This is a genomic window from Bacillus sp. NEAU-242-2 (genome assembly GCF_027853835.1).
Taxonomy (GTDB): domain Bacteria; phylum Bacillota; class Bacilli; order Bacillales; family Bacillaceae; genus Bacillus; species Bacillus velezensis.
Genome location: NZ_JAPNNY010000005.1, coordinates 241106 through 257416 on the forward strand (window position 1 = coordinate 241106; position 16311 = coordinate 257416).

The following is a 16311-nucleotide window of genomic DNA, read 5'->3' on the forward strand; positions in this document are numbered from 1 at the left end:
CAAGTTCACAGTTATATATACTGTTTTTTTCGAAAAAGGTTTCATTTCCTCTTGAATTTATGTATTTTTATATGAAAATAGTCTCATTCAGCCCATTTGTGCCGACGGAAATTCCTCACAAGCAGATACAGTGAGAACAAAAAATAAACAAACAGCCCGATCATCAACCCGCTCACTAACGGATAATGCTTCGCAGCATACACAAAGAAATCCAACTGCGAAATCTGTTCCGGACTTGTAATCGTATCCGTCCCATTCAAAAGCTTTGAGAATTTAGCCGTATCATTCCAATCAAACGAATCAGAAACAAGCTCACTCCCCTGATACCAATTGACAGCGGCGAGACAAAGAAAACAAAAAACAGAAAACGCGCATTGCACAATAAGAAAAACATGTTTCATAAAAAAACATTCCTCCGCGGTTCAATATCACAGGCCGTCACACTGTACATGACGGCAGCAGCAGAAACTTGGTTTTACTCAGAACGGATAAAAACATTATTGTATGTACTTCACAGCGGTTCAATTTACTGGATGCCTTTCTAAAGTATACCGTATATCGAAAAGGGTTTCAGACCTAAATAAAGAGGATGCTTCCCGAAGTCCGATGACTTTCAAGAAACATCCTCCATACTTTACAGTGATACTTCAACCTCTTTTAAGCTCGGCAAAGCATCAATCGCACCGATTTTGGTGCACACGAGCGCCCCCACCTTATTGGCAAATGAGACAATATCACGCAGCTTCGCAAAATCTTCGGCTGCCGTCTGAACCTCATCCGTGCGCGCCAGCTGATACAGCGCCGCGCCGACAAACGCATCTCCCGCTCCCGTTGAGTCTATTGATGTCACCGGAATGCTCGGAATGACGTCAATATCCTTCCCATTTGAAAGAAGGGTGCCGCTTTTCCCGAGTGTCACCGCCACAATACCGGCCCCGAGCTCATGAAGAACCGCAACGCCTTCTTTATGATCCTTCGCACCGCTGATGATCTCAAGCTCTTCGTCACTGACTTTCACAAAATCACTTACGGCGATGGCTTTTTTTGCGGTGTTTATAAACTCTGAAACTCTTCCTTTCCATAAATCCTCACGGTAGTTAGGATCGAAGGAAATAAACTGTCCATTGTCTTTCGCAATCGACATCAGCCGTAAATAGGCTGAGCAAAACGGATCAGATAACAATGCCGTCGCTGATCCGAAATGAAGGATTTTCGCATCGTTTACCTTTTCCAGATCAATATCATCCAGCGTAAACAAAGCGTCCGCTCCTCTGTTAAACACAAAGTCGCGCTCCCCATTTTGTTTTAATGAAACAAACGCAAGCGTTGTAGGCGCTTTCTCATCCATGACGAGCATAGAGGTATCGACGTGTACGGCGTCTAATGTCTGCTTCAGAAAATACCCGAACGGATCTTTGCCTGTTTTCCCGCTGAAAGCCGCGTCTCCGCCCAGCTTAGCAATGGCTGCCGACACATTCGCCGGTGCGCCGCCGGCACTTTTTAAGAAATTGCGCCCTTCCGTCAAATCAACATCCACATCGGTACAAAAGAAATCAATTAACAATTCTCCAATACAAATAACAGATTGGCTTCCCACATTATCACACTCATTTATCAATTCTCGATTATAGTTTCAGTATAGTGCTTTCAGTCATAAATACAACCGTTTACATAGAATATTTTAAATTTTACGTATACTCATCTTGCAGCCCTTTGCTCCAGATCAGACATCATCTGCTGATATTTCTTTTCAGTTAAAGGATAAAAAGAAATAAGAATAATAGACAGCAGAATGAACAATCCCGGAATGAGCGCATTCATATTTTTAATCGCATTCAATGACGAGGCGGCCTGTTCGGTATTCGCGGCATACCCGGCGATTCCGAGATAAACGGCCGAAAATGACCCGGCTAACGCAACTCCGAGCTTATTGATGAAACTCATGCTCGAAATCACCACGCCATCAGCCCGGACTCCGGTTTTCCATTCCGCATAATCGACACAATCGGCAACCATTCCCCAAGCAAGCGTATTTAAAGGCGTCGTAAAAAATCCCGAAACGAAAAGCCAAAAGAAAATAAGGGGAATCGAGGAATACGATGTAAACTGAAGGCCCGCATAAGAAATCAGCGATAACGCCGCCGTGATGATCATGACCTGCTTCCGGCCCCGCTTCTCAGAAAAGAAAGGAATAAACAGATTGCTGATCAGCGCGGCGCCGAAAAACAACACGGTTCCTAAAAACACAAATTCCTTATGGCTGACGTTATACGTAAAATAGTACACCATCGTGCTGAGCTTAATGTTAAACCCAATCGCAAACGCCAAAAATGCAGAAACCAAAATGAGCAAAGGCTTGTTTCGGAACAAAACAGACAACGTTTTTTTCATTCCTTGTTTTTTTCTTTTTTCAGGCTGAATCCGTTCCCGCACGGTAAAGAAGCTGAACAGATTCAATGCGATGCTCACCGCCGCATAGATAAGCGCCGTCATCTGAAATCCAAACGCCTGATCTTTCCCGCCGATGGCGTCCGCAAGCGGTGTCGCACAGGAAATCGACAACAGAATTCCGATATAAACCAAAATCATCCGGGTCGTCGTCAGAACCGTCCGTTCCTCCACGGAATTCGTCATCCGACCCGTTAAGCTGTTGACCGGAATCGTCTGCATGCTGAAGGACATCCCAAGCAGAATATAAGTGATGTACGCATAAACCATGTTCCCCGTCTCGCCGAAATGAGGGGTCGTGAAGCATAAGAACGTAAATAACGCAAAAGGAAACGCCACCCACAAAAGATACGGCCTTGCCTTTCCCCATCTTGTATTCGTCTTGTCTAGAATCACGCCCATAATCGGGTCAAAAATAGCGTCCAGCACCCTTACGATAAGAAACAAAGCTGCGATGACCGCAGGCTTAATGCCGCCGACATCTGTATAGTAGAATAATAAGTATGCGTTTACAAACTGAAAGATAATATTGTACGACATATCGCCGAATCCGTAGCCGATCCGTTCCATCCAGGACAGGCCGCGATGTTTCGTCTTTACTGCCGCTGCTTTTTCTGTTTCAATCATCATTTCCCACCCCAAGAATCCGTTTTCATTTTTGATAAGCAAGAGGGAGAATGCAAAGATCCTCCCCGTTCACTCAGCGATTTGGATACACCATCACTTTTAAGCATTCATTTTTGTATTGAAAGGCGCGTTCCATCGCCTCTTGCGTCTTCTCCAGCGGATATTGGTCCGTTACAAGATGCTTCGTGTCCACTATACCGGAAGCGAGAAATTCAATTCCCTTCGGATACGTATTCGCATAACGGAAGATTCCGTATATATCAATCTCGTTATCTGCAATAAACGGCACATTGAGCGGAATCTCGTTCTGAGAAGGCAAACCGACAATCGCCAGTTTTCCGCCCCGGCGCACGGAAGCCAGTGCGGATTGCAATGCCGCCGGATTCCCCGCTGTTTCCCAGGCAGCATCAACGCCTCTGCCATTCGTGATCGTTTTGATTTCTTCACCGGCATCCTGTTCCCGGACATTGATGACATGCGTCGCGCCCATTTTTTTCGCGGCATCTAACCGCAGCGGCTCCAAGTCGGTCACAATAATTGTGCCTGCCCCGTATGCTTTCGCTGCCGCAACGGCCATCAGCCCCACAGGACCCATGCCCATGATCGCAACCGTTGAACCGGGCTGAAGCTTCGTTCTCGCGGCCGCATGAATGCCGACAGAAAACGGTTCGATCAAAGCCGCATCTTCATAGGAAAGTGAATCCGGAAGCGAAAAAACAAAGTCCTGACGCATTTTGATATATTGGACAAACGCGCCGTCAACCGGCGGTGTCGCCAAAAACTGTACATCCGGGCAAAGATTATAACGCCCTTCTTTGCACGCCTCACAGCGTCCGCATGTGACACCGGGTTCGACGGCGACACGGTCTCCCACCTTGAATTGACCGACAGCCGATCCGACGGCGGCAATTTCTCCCGCGCATTCATGACCGAGGATAAATGGTTTTTCCACTACATAATTGCCTATTCTGCCATTTGTATAGTAATGCAGATCAGATCCGCAAATTCCGACAGCCATCACCTTAATCAACACTTCATCATGATTGATGTCAGGCACGGGCAATGTTTCGATTTTGATTTCTCTCGTGTTGTGCATAACCGCCGCTTTCATGTTTTGAGGCACTGTGTGAGTCATTTGGCAAAATCCTTTCTCTGCTTTGAAATGTAAGTGCATACATTTTTGTTTTCTCTATTACTGCCCCTATTTTATCTGCTTTTCCATACGTTCAACAGCCTTTCCTGCTGTATAAAAGGACAGCCGCACTGTACTTTTTAATTTTTCATATACAAAAAACACTGAATTGATAAAATAGTACTAATAGGAGGTGCAGGCTAATGGCTGAACTAGAAAACCGGACACAATTTGCAGAACTGCTGGCACCTGCCGTCAAATCGCTGAAACATCATCCTGATTATAAAGTCAGAAGGAAAAAGAACGAAAAAACAGGACAGTCTTATATAGATCAAATCGCACTCCGATTAGGCGTTTCCTCTAACACGATCAAAAGCTGGATCGGACAGATGGGCGCAAACTACATTCCCGGACGAATTGACGACGGAAAGCTGTTCGGCTTGATTTGGATCATTATCGAAAAGACCGACATGGATCCTGAATGGCTGACCGGCCTTCTGGAAACCACCACCATTCCTGTCATCAAACCCGCATTGCCCGTTTGGACGGCGTCTTGTCTAAAAAAAGCAAAAATACGCCGGAAAGACGGATCATTCGGAGCGCCGAGTGATGAAGATGTTGAAAAAGCAGTAAAGCGGCTGTTTCATGACAGACCAAGCCATGAAACGAATGCGCTTACAGAACAGTCCGTCACGCATAACTTACCGTCACGCCGGACCGGGAACTTTATCGGACGCGGCTTTGATATAGAGGCGATTCGGCAATGGATGCTGTCTCCGTCACCGGTCTGTTTAATCACTGGCTGGGCCGGCATGGGAAAAACAACGATCGCTCTTGAAGCAGCCTACCTTTGTGCCGGCGGTTCACCAGATTGGCCGGCATTCAACAGCATCATCTGGATCAGCGCGGACTGGAAAGGATTGAGCTTCAGCGATTTTTTAAACACGATCGCCTATCAGCTCGGACGCGCAGAACAAATCGACAAATCCATCAACGAAAAACGGTTCGTCGTCCGCAATGCATTAGCCGCTCATTCAAATGAAAAACCCGTGCTGCTGATCGTTGACAGCATTGATACAGCGGAACGTGACATTCACGAATTTATCATCGGCCTTCCGCAAGGCGTAAAAGTCCTCCTTACGGCACGGGAAAACGTAAAACAGACTTACCGGGACGGCCTCGGGGAACTGGCGGCCATCCAGCTGAGCGGCCTTGAACAAACGGATGCCCTTGAATTTTTTCAGCAAGAAGTGCACCGATGTCTGCAAACATGCAACCTCCCGCAAAAACGGGAAAAGCTGGAGCAGCTGCTGCGGCTATCGCCTGACCTTAAGAATGAATTCATCTCGGCAGCCGCCGGCAACCCGAAGGCCATGGCACTGAGCATTGCATACATGTCAGACGACGACATCCCCGCTCCCCAGCTCATTCAAGAACTTAAACAAGCAGGCTACTCATTATTGGAATTGTTTGAGGTTCTCTTTGGCCGCACATGGGACAGATGTCATGAAGACACACGAAAACTATGGCAGACGCTTTGCTTTTTCGCTAAGCCCCCTGATGAGAAAAGCTTGGCTCTAGCGGCCGGATTAGACGTCCGGCGGTTTCATTACGCGATTGAGCAAATGAGGTCATATGCTTTAATACAGCCGGAACGAAGCGAAGGAAGAATTCAATACGCAGCCCATCAAACCGTTGTCGCTTACGGAGAACAGCACTTATCCGAAAATCACGAATTTGCAAAAGAAGCCCGCAGCCGCTGGGCGCATTATTATATTGATTATGCGGAAACCCATATAAAACGGGAACGGCCGAATTCCGTCTATTGGAGCTACCTGCTGGGACGGAATTTAGAGCAAATGAAAAAAGAATGGCCGAACATCCTAAAGGTCATCGAATGGTCGAGCGAAACAGGACAACATGACATCCTGATCAAACTCATCATCCGCATCAGCCATTTTCTAAGCAGAATCAACCTGCCCCTGCGAATCGAATACGGATTAAAAGCCGCCGATGCCGCCCATCAATCAGGCGAACACACGCGGGAAGCTTACTTTCGGATCGACACGGCAGGCTGGGCGCTGATGGAAGTCAATGATTCAGACGGAGCCCTCAGGCAAATAGAAGCCGGCCTGAAGATACTCGAACAATCAGGCGCGCCGGATCACGACGACTTGAAAGTATGGGGAACCGCCCTGCAATCGAGGCTGCTGTTAAAAACCGGAGAACCGGACAAAGCGGCAGCAATGCTGGATGGCATCAAAGATCAGCCCGTCTCCCCCATTATCCGGCACAGGGTTCTTCTGGTCCGCGGCGACCTGAGTTTCGCCCGCTCTCACTACGAAGAAGCCATCACATTATACGAAGCGGCAAACACAACCAGCGCCGCATACGGCGGCGAAAAAACGATAGAAGCCTATTTCAACCTGGGCATGGCTTACGTCAAGTGTGATCAGCTCGAAAAAGCGGAAAAAGCCTTTGAACAAATGCTCTATGACAAACACAACGCCAATCAGGTTGAACTGATCTACTATTATTACGGAATGGCACAGCTGTTGTACCGAAAAGGAGAGAAAACGAAAGCGATGGAATCGAATCAGAAAGCCATTCGTCTGATTGATTCGTGGGAGCCTGGGATTGGGATTCGGGGTGAGGTGGAACAGCTGGAAAAGATGATTAAAGAAAACGACTAGTACGCATAGTCGTTCTGTCAGCAATCTCATGATATTTCTTCATAATAAATAGAATAGGCCAACTCAAGATTCGCAGTAGTTGGCCTATATAGACTTTATCTCAGCTCGCCATCCAAAGGTACAATGACTTCATCTAACGTTTTTCTCCACTGACGCTTCAACTCTGGTCCGTATTTCAATGGTTTTGCATCTGGATGTACGGCTTTGTACCGATCAAATTGCTTGCTATTGATGATTCCCCCGATATTCGGAATAGGATCTGCCCCTATCACATATTGAACTGCAGATAAATGCAGTTCATCTTCTTCCACAAACCAAGTATTTGCAAATTCATGAATTGCTTTGTCTCGTGCTTTCGTGAAAAAGCTTCGTTTCACGACAAGAATATCTTCCTCTTCATCTACGTTTTTCGTATCAATGGCATTTAACATCTCACGGTATACATCTTTAACAGTGTCTGATTTCTCCAGTTTTTGAAGTGCGCTTTCGATCTCATCACGGATATTCTGGTTATTGGCCGAGTATGTTTCTAATAGTCGATCAATATACGTTGAATCAATATCATAGATCTTCACTGCGTTTTCTCCATAGAATTCAATGTCCGAAAAGTCCAGCTCCGGTCCATCTTGACGCTCTTCATCTATAAGTGAACCTTTAATCGTGTTATAGATACCAATATATTCTTCTAGTGTTTTCACCTGTTCTTGAAGTGCTGCTGATTTCTCCATATCATCGTTGTAGTCATCATATGTAACTAACGCTTCGTAAGAATTGTTTAGCTCTTGAAATGCTTTTACGAACTCAATTCGGGTTTCAAGAGATGTGTGCTCATCAATATCGATTGGATTGGGAATTAACGTAGTTAGGACTTTGTGGGCCTTCTTAAAACGTTTCTTCGATTCATCATACGTTGGATAAACAAGACTAGATTCCTCTTGTGCATGAGAATATAACTTCGTCGCATTCTTTACGTTTTGTTCCATTGTAAAAGGTTTACGGAATGTCACAATCAATCCTTTTGTCTTTCCTGGATAAGTACGATTGGTCCTAGAAAATGCTTGAATCAAATTGGCATAACTTAAATTCCGATCCACAAATAACGTTTGAATCGTTGGGGCATCAAAACCAGTCAATAATCGATCGACAACAATGACAAGGTCAATTTGTTTCCCAATTTCTTTGAATTCCCCTTTTTTACGAGCTAACCGATTGTTAATATCGCCGTTATACCGTTCAATATCTTCTATCGACCAGGCAGTATGATAGTAATCGTTATAATCTTTGATGATCTCCATCATTTCATCGTGAGTTTGCTTGGAATCTTCCTCGTTTTCTTGCATTGAATACGTAATTGCAATCCGAGGAAAATCAGGATCTTCAATTGTACGCCCTATTCGGATCGGGTGTCCCGCAAACTCTTTTGTTAACCAATCTGGATCTTTCGTCATTTCTTTAATTGCCTGATAGTAACGTTTCGCCATATCAATGGAACTCGTTGTTAAAATAGCTGATTTTTGCGGGCGGCCGTTTTGAAAATCAAATTTAATATAGGCATTATCCGGCCTAAAAATCTTATGAATAACTTTTTGAATATGTTCATCATTCTGGAACGAAGATGGTTCAAGATATGCTTCTTTTTCGATTCCATCCATTTGATCAATCATATCGTTGATTTCATCATCACTACAATTGGCGTATTTTTCTTGATGACGCAGCAGTTCGAAAATATGATTATTTAATGAAGTGGGGTCAATTGTATCTTCATGCTCTACTTGAAACCCTAAAACAGCACCATCGTCTAACGCATTCTTAATGGTATAGGTGTGCAAAACGTCTCCATATTGGTCACGAGTAGTGCGAGCTAATCGGCCCTTCGCTTGTTTTTTATTTTCATTAAATATCGGTGTCCCTGTAAATCCGAACCAAGTTGAATTTGGAAAGAACCCCTTAATGACCTCCATGCCTTCTGCACTTAACGCACGATGGCATTCATCCACGACAAAGACAATATGCTGCCCCAGCAGTTTCTTAAAGCGCTGAGTGCCTTTTTGCTCCTCTTGCCTTTGGGCATAGCGCAAGGCAGCTTCTAGTTTTTGACGAGTGGTAATAATAACTGTATTGGAATTGGCATCAGACAGTAGAGTATCACTTAACTCCTTGGCACTTCCAGTTCCGACAATCAAGCTATTCGATATTGCATCACCAGAAGAAATACCGGTATTAAACTCGGAAGCAAATTTGGTGAATTCTGTCGTCGTTTGATTATCTAAGTCTTTTCGGTCAATCAGCATAATGGTACGGTCTACACCTGGTTTGCGAGCCAATAACTTGGTAGACACAAAACTTGTCAACGTTTTTCCTGATCCGGTCGCATGCCAAACAAAGCCGGATTGATGCCTCATGGCGGATGTAAACAAGGCTTCTATGGCATGAATTTGATACGGTTTTAACACCACTAGAGCTTTGTTGTCTTGGTCTTCACTCACAATTGTATAATTGGCAATTAAACGGTGTGCATCTGGAATGTTTAACACTTGTTTCACAAATTCATAGAGATTTTCTACTTTTCGATTATCCGTTGTCCGCCAGCTAAAGATCAATTTCTTATGCATATCTTTTGGAAGCGCATTGGCAAAATAGCGAGTCGTTTGTTCGTTGGAAATGACAAATAACTGCAGGGTAGAAAAGATATTGTTTCGAAACATTCCTTCTTCTGCGTATTTCTTAATTTGATGATAGGCTTGGAATACGCCGTCTTTTGCACTGGCCTGTTTTAACTCAATTTGAACAATGGGCAATCCATTAATGAGAAGTGTCACGTCAAATCGCCGATCTCGACCGTCAACGTTTGCTTTTTGTTTCGCTATCTGGTGAACGACTTCGTATGTAGAAATTCCTCCGCCAATGTCTTGATTGGAATATAGCACCAGAGACATCGAACCTAAAGAGACATCTTCACGTTCAATCGTAATTCGAGCTATTCCATTTTCCCCTTTGAGCCACTTAGCTGCATCAAAGGGAGTCTGTGTTTTCGATAATAACTCTGTCTTTATCTTGTCAAATTCTTTATCAGTCATGGGATGTTCCCCAATTTCTGATAGGTTGTTTTGCGTGATTTTTTGACGCAAGTTCTCCCATAGGTCTTCTTCCGATTTTAAATCTGGACGATAATTCCACTGATTATACCCTTCACCTAACACTTCAATCAGGCGGCGCTCTACCTCTGCTTCATCTTTATGCTGGATCGTTGCCATGATTCTCCCCCTCTTTATTCGTTAAACAAACATCTTTTGTAGGAAAGCTTTTTTCGTTACTTTTAAGGCATCTAATTCGCGTTGGTGAAGGGCGATCGTGTCGTCTAGTTGTTTGAAGAAGTTGCCGATTTTGGTTTGTTCTTCAAATGTTGGGAACAAACTTTCGAACCTTAAAAGGTTTGTTGCGCTAATTCCAAATACCTTCATTCCTGTTCCAGCCTTATAACCATACTTCCTAAAAGTTTGGGAGTTAATCAAATAGTAAAGAAACAAAGAATCTATTTGCTTCGGTCTCAAAGCTATCGTATGAAGTCCAGAAACTAATTTGTATGGCACATCTATAGTAATTACTGCAGGTGCGGCTATTCCTTGGTAATCTTCTGAAGCATCAGCTAATACTAAATCTCCTTTTTTCAGAAGTTCATAGTTTCCAGCTTTAATATTTGGCAAATCGCTAAACTCATCTATTATATCGGCAACTTTTGTATGGATGTCACCATAATGTATATATTTGTATCCTGTATATTCAGTCGTCTCGACATCACGAGATAAAGAATATGATTTTACTCTATCCACAATTGAATCTAACTTGTGCTCTTCCCACTCTCCATCAAACCCAGGGAACCGAACCTCCGGCACAGACTCCCCTTCTTTTGGAAACATTTTTTGCAAGAATCCCTGTTTTGTTTGTTTGAGGGTGGTTAGTTCTTGCTGATGAAGAGCGATCGTGTCGTCTATTTTTTTGAAAAAATCTCCTAGCTTCACTTGTTCATCTTTATTGGTAGGTAATGGTATAATTAAATCTTTTACTATAGAGCCTGATAAATTTCCCTGTCCGCCTTGCAAGTAGGTATTAATAATTGTACTTTTTTGTTTCTTAAGCCATTGCATAATAAAGTATGAATCATCATCGAACTTAGGTTTTATTGCTAATATTGCTTGATTAATAGCACCATGTATTTTTGCTATACCAACTTCTCCGCTAGTTGCACCATACAAAGCATACAGGATATCACCTCTTTCCACCATTTTAGCTGATGAGTTATTTAATCCATCTTCCGTTATGAACAGTTCAGTGCTTTTTGAATTAATCTCTGCTGACCTGATAAAAGGAATGCTTCCACCATAATATAATTTATTTCCTGCACTCGGTGTTCCACCCGAATAAGATTCAGTGAAATCCCCCAACTTACGCTCTTCCCATTCTCCACTAAATCCTTCAAATCTCACTTCTGGCACTCGTTTATTTCCCACGATGAAACACCTCTAACGCACCTTTGACCCATTCTGCATTTTCTTCATCATATTGCAATGAAGAAACCATGTCATACAAGCTAGCTTCTAGTTCCGCTTTTTCTTTTCGAATATCTTTGATTTTCGAGCCAATTGCAGCCATATCCACAGGTTCTTCTTCTTCAAACGTATCGACATATCGAGGGATGTTCAAATTGAAATCATTCTCTTTGATTTCCTCGAATGTTGCAACGTGGGCATATTTCTCAACGTCTTCTCGCTTCTTATACGTTTCGACAATCCTATCAATATGTTCTTTAGAAAGTTTATTTTGGTTCTTTCCTTTTATAAACTCTTTACTTGCATCAATAAATAACACATCACGAGTGCTGCGATTTTTCTTCAAGATGATGACTGTTGTTGGGATCGATGTGCCAAAGAATAAGTTTGCCGGCATGCCGATTACGGCATCAATGCTGCCATCTTCCAATAGTTTCTTACGGATTACACCTTCTGCCGCTCCACGGAATAATACTCCATGCGGTAAGACGATGGCCATTGTTCCCGAATCTTTCAAATGGTAGAACCCATGTAAAAGAAAAGCAAAGTCTGCTTTTGATTTTGGCGCTAACTTTCCGTAACGATTGAAACGCGAATCATCTAGGAATGTAGCATCTGCAGACCATTTTGCAGAGTAAGGCGGATTCATAAGAACAGAATCAAAGGTATATGGCTCATCTGTCGGCCAATCTTTGTTCAATGTATCCCCATTGCGTAACCGCATATCTTCTTTATTCACACCATGCAAGATTAAGTTCATTTTCGCTAGGTTAAAGGTCGTTGTGTTTAGCTCTTGCCCATGATATTTTATACTGTCTGGATAATGAATGTAGTTTCGGATATTCAACATTAAAGAACCAGAACCCATCGTGGGGTCAAATACGCTAAACAATTTTTTGTCTTCTTGACCGATTGCGGCAATACGCGCCATCATGTCAGATACTTGGTGAGGCGTGTAAAACTCTCCCGCTTTCTTACCGGCTTCGGAAGCAAATTGGCCAATTAAGTACTCGTAAGCATCCCCAATCACATCTCCATCATGACTGATTACATTGACAGCATTTAATTCTTTCAGTACTTCCGTTATCGTAATGTTTCGTTGTTGATCATCTGATCCCAGTTTTTTTGAGGTCAAATCCACATCATCAAACAGACCGTTGAATTGGTCATATTTCGTAGACAAATCGATAAATGCTTTATTCAAGTCATTCAGCTGAAACGTATTTTGTTTCGCTTGATTGGCTAATACATTGAATAAATGCTTTGGCGCAATATCATAACCTAATGTATCGACTAACGTCTCGATCAAATCATTTTTGATCTCTTCATCCGCTAATAAACTCCGGTACAATTGCGTTTGTTTTTCTTGTGTGTTGTATTCTTCTAAAGATTCATCTGCGATTTCAACGACTTTTTCTAATAACTTATCAGATAAGTATTTGTAAAAGATCAATCCTAATAAGTAGTTTTTATATTCTGATGCATCCATTTTGCTTCGCAAGCTGTCTGCGGCACTAAATAAATTTGAGTGTAATTCAGCCATAGTTGTGTTCCTCACTTTTTCTATTGTTGGTCTAATCTCTTCAATGCCTCTAAATAAAGTTGCTCTTCAAGTTCCGCTTGTTTCTTCGCCAAAGCTTGACGCTTTCTCAAACAGAAATAAGCATTTCCAATCATCCGTTGTTTCTCAATACTTGGTAATTCAATCTCCAATTCTTTTAATATCGCTGGAGTCAATTTTGGCACAGTACTTCCTTGCATGGAAATCGCCATTTGCTTTTTCATTGTGTGCGACTCATTTAATGCATAACATAAATATCGACTATCCAAATCATTGTGTTCAATCATGAGTTTCGCAAAGTTTTGGTTTATCACCTTTCCGTGATGTAAGTTACTCACGATCCCAGCCTTGGAACTGACAAAGCTGAAAACAACATCCCCGGCACTGCTCAAATAGCTTTCTTTATGATTTGACTGTTCAGCACCAAGACTAACTTGTGAGTCTAGAAACGAGCCATCTAAATCATTTATTAAATCCTCATATGTATAAGCAACTAATGTCGGATCATTTTTTTCGTGTCCTCTAGAAAGATTTCTCCCTATTTTAACCGTCACAATCTCTTCAAGTCGCATATCCCGCCCTCTTCAAAAAGTAATTCTTTAAAATTACTGATTTTCATTGCCATTGAATCTTATCACTTCAAAAATACTCCGTCAACATCTTTTATGTACTTTTTAAGAATTACACCACCAAATGTAAGCAAACAGGGTATAGAAATTTTCTCGACTCTGAGATCCTAATAAAAGATGGATCCTTTTCATTAATAGCGCTTCTTCAATTTTCGCTTTTTCTTAGATTCATCAAAGCCGTCAGCTTTACATCCAACTGGAACCGTCTAACGACATTGCCAGTCTCCCAAAAAGTGATTCATATAGGTAAAATAACACAGATCAAATTGATCATTTCACACTTTTGTATCACATTTCGTCTGTTTCTTCATTTTCCCATGGTAAAATCTTGTTGATCTATTTAAATGAAAGGATATGAATATGAAAGTATTTGAAGCCAAAACACTGCTTTCAGAAGCAGATAAACGTGCAAAAGAATACAAAGAATTAAGAAGCCAGATGGTCAATCTTAAAAAAGCCTTCAAAGCCGTAGCTGATTTAGATGACAGTGAGTTTTCCGGAAAAGGCGCTGACAACATCAAAGCATTTTATCATGATCACGCTGGTGTGGCTGACAATTGGATTGATCTAATTGATATGAAGATTGCTTTTTTAACAAGCATTTCAGGCGCTTTAGAGGACGCCAGCTTGTCTGGCGCATACATAGAAGAATCCTTCCTGGAACACGAACTGGCTAATGCCTACACCAAGTCAAAATCCATTATGTCTGAACAGAAGAAAGCAATGAAAGATATCCTACTTGATATCAATGATATTCTTCCGCTTGATTTGTTCTCGACAGAAGACTTCAAAGACGAACTTGCAGATGCAGAGGACAAACGTAAAAAAACAGTCGATAAATTAGGAAGCGTGGACGAAGCACTTGTTACTGAATATGCCCAGTCAGAGCCAATCGAGCAATTCATCAAGAAAGACTTCCAAAAGCTTGAGGAATCTACAGGCAAGGGCAAGAATGCTACACCCATTCACTACAATGCCAATGCTTATCGAGAAAGTGACATACATAAGAAGAAAGGAGATATCGAGAAACAGACTAAAGCTTATCTGAAGATCAAGAAAGATGAAGCAAAAGAACGAGAAATCAAAGAATTAAAGAAGAAACTGGCTGACGGAGTGACGGACCCGGATGATTACTTAGAAATTGCCAAGAAGGTCGGGTATGAGAGTCTTACCCCTGAACAGCTTCAGTATGTGGTACAGCTTGAACAAGCAAAACAGCTGAAGGCTGTCGGTGAAAGTGTAATCAACGCAGGTAAAACGGCATTGGATATCATCGATGGGGTTAATGATGGGCTTAACGATGCGATTGATGATACGATATATGGCATCAAGGACTTGGTTGTGGGCGCATGGGAATTTTCACAACTCCCTATTGAACTAAAACTTACAAAAACGATTACAACAGTCTTAAGTGTCCCCTCCTACCCTAAAATAATTTGGAAAAACATCGTCGATTCATGGAATGATAAAATGATAAATGGCGATGCATACACAAGAGCACATTATATCAGTTATGCGGTCGGTAATATCGTTGGTCCAAAAGGTGCAGGTGCCGCAGTGCAAACCACTGCCAAGCTTTCTAAAGTAGGTAAAGTGGTTGAGAGCGGAACAGCTGCTGCTCATGTAAATAAAGGAATTACAAAAGGCAACAATTTTTTTAATCCCTTTTTTAAAAACAGATATGAACCTGCACTTGTAGGAATTGCACAAGATATTGAGAATACTCACAATGTTAAAAACACACCATTGTTAAAAAGTATAATTGAAGAAGAAAAAAATAATGCTTTTTCCAAAATAAATGTTACTTTTAGGCAAGGATATGATACCCATTTAGTTGAGGTAGAAGATATAGTCAGAAAGAAAAATAAAGGTATTGTCGGCGGTCACAATCTACAGAGTTTTGAGAAGGCATTTATTGATAAAGGTTGGGATTTAAAGAGTTGTATAATTTCAAAAAGGGAACACCCCACAATTGATGGTATCTATGAAATTGAATATGGATTACCTGCATTAGATAGAGAGGGAAATATCAAACCTGGAGAACTAAAAAAAGTTCGTACTCCAAAGACAGTTTATGATCCCGAGAAGATCTCAAACGAACAAATGTTGCAGTGGGGAGAAGAAGCAATGAGAAATGGAGAAGTAGTCGGGAGAAAAGTAACTGGATACGCTAAAAACGGTCTCAAGTTTGAAGGTTATATTGATGAAGCAACTGGAGAAATAACAAATTTTTTCCCAACTTTAAATGATTAAATAATTCGGAGTGAAAATGAAATGGATAATAAAAGTAAAGATTTAATTAACTACTTTTTTCAGGTGATGGGTGATGAACGTTTTTTACGAATTTTAGAGAAATTCTCCAACGGGGAAGGTTATGGTATAGAGAATGTCTGGTGTGTATTTGCTGATGACTACGAAGAGTGGGAAGATGATTACTTTGGAGATGAAGGTATTGCTTTTTATTTCGACTACCCAGCAGTCAAAGAAGATGAAGAAGTAATTTTAGATTACGAAAATTTCTATAAATATTTAAATAAAATTGTTGATCAATATCTAGAACGACACCCAGAAAATAAACCAGACGTAGAAGAGTACATGCAAAAAATTATAGACAAATATAATATTAAGCTATAGAAAAAGCGGCTGTTAATATTTCATTGATGAACATGCTATG

The 16311-nt window shown here is 41.8% G+C and carries 11 protein-coding genes; 3 read left to right on the forward strand and 8 right to left on the reverse strand.

From position 1 onward, the window contains the following. Window positions 1-83 precede the first annotated feature (83 nt). From OWN49_RS16130 to gutB, 4 genes are all read right to left on the reverse strand, one after another. On the reverse strand, window positions 84-401 hold the full coding sequence (locus OWN49_RS16130) for a YjdJ family protein (RefSeq protein ID WP_176283152.1): 318 nt from the start codon (window positions 399-401) through the stop codon (window positions 84-86). A gap of 233 nt (window positions 402-634) precedes the next feature. Then, window positions 635-1597 carry a carbohydrate kinase family protein gene (locus tag OWN49_RS16135; protein ID WP_176283151.1) on the reverse strand — a complete coding sequence of 321 codons (963 nt, stop codon included), beginning with the start codon at window positions 1595-1597 and terminating at the stop codon, window positions 635-637. 101 nt (window positions 1598-1698) lie between these two features. Beyond that, the gene (locus OWN49_RS16140; protein WP_176283150.1) at window positions 1699-3075 is read right to left on the reverse strand and encodes an MFS transporter; all 1377 of its coding nucleotides are present in this window, start codon (window positions 3073-3075) and stop codon (window positions 1699-1701) included. Between the two features lie 73 nt (window positions 3076-3148). After that, window positions 3149-4210 carry a sorbitol dehydrogenase gene (gutB, locus tag OWN49_RS16145; RefSeq protein ID WP_176283149.1) on the reverse strand — a complete coding sequence of 354 codons (1062 nt, stop codon included), beginning with the start codon at window positions 4208-4210 and terminating at the stop codon, window positions 3149-3151. Between the two features lie 200 nt (window positions 4211-4410). Between gutB and OWN49_RS16150 the strand changes: the two genes are divergently transcribed. Next, window positions 4411-6900 carry a tetratricopeptide repeat protein gene (locus OWN49_RS16150; protein ID WP_176283148.1) on the forward strand — a complete coding sequence of 830 codons (2490 nt, stop codon included), beginning with the start codon at window positions 4411-4413 and terminating at the stop codon, window positions 6898-6900. A gap of 95 nt (window positions 6901-6995) precedes the next feature. On the opposite strand, the gene OWN49_RS16155 is transcribed toward OWN49_RS16150, so the two are convergent. Genes OWN49_RS16155 through OWN49_RS16170 form a run of 4 tightly spaced genes read right to left on the reverse strand, consistent with a single transcriptional unit; the run spans window position 6996 to window position 13580 of the window. Further along, complete coding sequence (locus OWN49_RS16155) at window positions 6996-10154, reverse strand: type I restriction endonuclease subunit R (RefSeq protein ID WP_176283147.1); 3159 nt, start codon at window positions 10152-10154, stop codon at window positions 6996-6998. Window positions 10155-10175: 21 nt separating this feature from the next. Continuing rightward, window positions 10176-11408, reverse strand: a complete 1233-nt coding sequence (locus tag OWN49_RS16160) for a restriction endonuclease subunit S (protein ID WP_212102598.1) — start codon at window positions 11406-11408, stop codon at window positions 10176-10178. Continuing rightward, entirely contained in the window at window positions 11398-12990 is a 1593-nt protein-coding gene (locus OWN49_RS16165) for a type I restriction-modification system subunit M (protein ID WP_176283146.1), read from the reverse strand. The genes OWN49_RS16160 and OWN49_RS16165 overlap by 11 nt, the downstream gene beginning before the upstream one ends. Before the next feature lie 20 nt (window positions 12991-13010). Continuing rightward, on the reverse strand, window positions 13011-13580 hold the full coding sequence (locus OWN49_RS16170; protein ID WP_077721883.1) for a restriction endonuclease subunit S: 570 nt from the start codon (window positions 13578-13580) through the stop codon (window positions 13011-13013). Window positions 13581-13997: 417 nt separating this feature from the next. Here OWN49_RS16170 and OWN49_RS16175 point away from each other — a divergent pair, with 417 nt between their 5' ends. Both OWN49_RS16175 and cdiI read left to right on the forward strand, forming a co-directional pair. After that, a complete protein-coding gene (locus OWN49_RS16175; protein WP_176283145.1) occupies window positions 13998-15890 on the forward strand; it encodes a T7SS effector LXG polymorphic toxin in 1893 nt (630 codons plus the stop codon). A 21-nt stretch (window positions 15891-15911) separates the two neighbouring features. Continuing rightward, window positions 15912-16271: a ribonuclease toxin immunity protein CdiI gene (gene cdiI, locus OWN49_RS16180; protein WP_020955422.1), complete on the forward strand. Its 360-nt coding sequence runs from the start codon at window positions 15912-15914 to the stop codon at window positions 16269-16271. The last annotated feature ends 40 nt before the right edge of the window (window positions 16272-16311 follow it).

What these genes read in the sequence shown, in the direction of transcription:
- OWN49_RS16130 (WP_176283152.1), bottom strand. Translation starts at nt 401, where the DNA reads ATGAAACATGTTTTTCTTATTGTGCAATGCGCGTTTTCTGTTTTTTGT.
- OWN49_RS16140 (WP_176283150.1), bottom strand. Translation starts at nt 3,075, where the DNA reads ATGATTGAAACAGAAAAAGCAGCGGCAGTAAAGACGAAACATCGCGGC.
- gutB (WP_176283149.1), bottom strand. Translation starts at nt 4,210, where the DNA reads ATGACTCACACAGTGCCTCAAAACATGAAAGCGGCGGTTATGCACAAC.
- OWN49_RS16150 (WP_176283148.1), top strand. Translation starts at nt 4,411, where the DNA reads ATGGCTGAACTAGAAAACCGGACACAATTTGCAGAACTGCTGGCACCT.
- OWN49_RS16155 (WP_176283147.1), bottom strand. Translation starts at nt 10,154, where the DNA reads ATGGCAACGATCCAGCATAAAGATGAAGCAGAGGTAGAGCGCCGCCTG.
- OWN49_RS16165 (WP_176283146.1), bottom strand. Translation starts at nt 12,990, where the DNA reads ATGGCTGAATTACACTCAAATTTATTTAGTGCCGCAGACAGCTTGCGA.
- OWN49_RS16170 (WP_077721883.1), bottom strand. Translation starts at nt 13,580, where the DNA reads ATGCGACTTGAAGAGATTGTGACGGTTAAAATAGGGAGAAATCTTTCT.
- OWN49_RS16175 (WP_176283145.1), top strand. Translation starts at nt 13,998, where the DNA reads ATGAAAGTATTTGAAGCCAAAACACTGCTTTCAGAAGCAGATAAACGT.
- cdiI (WP_020955422.1), top strand. Translation starts at nt 15,912, where the DNA reads ATGGATAATAAAAGTAAAGATTTAATTAACTACTTTTTTCAGGTGATG.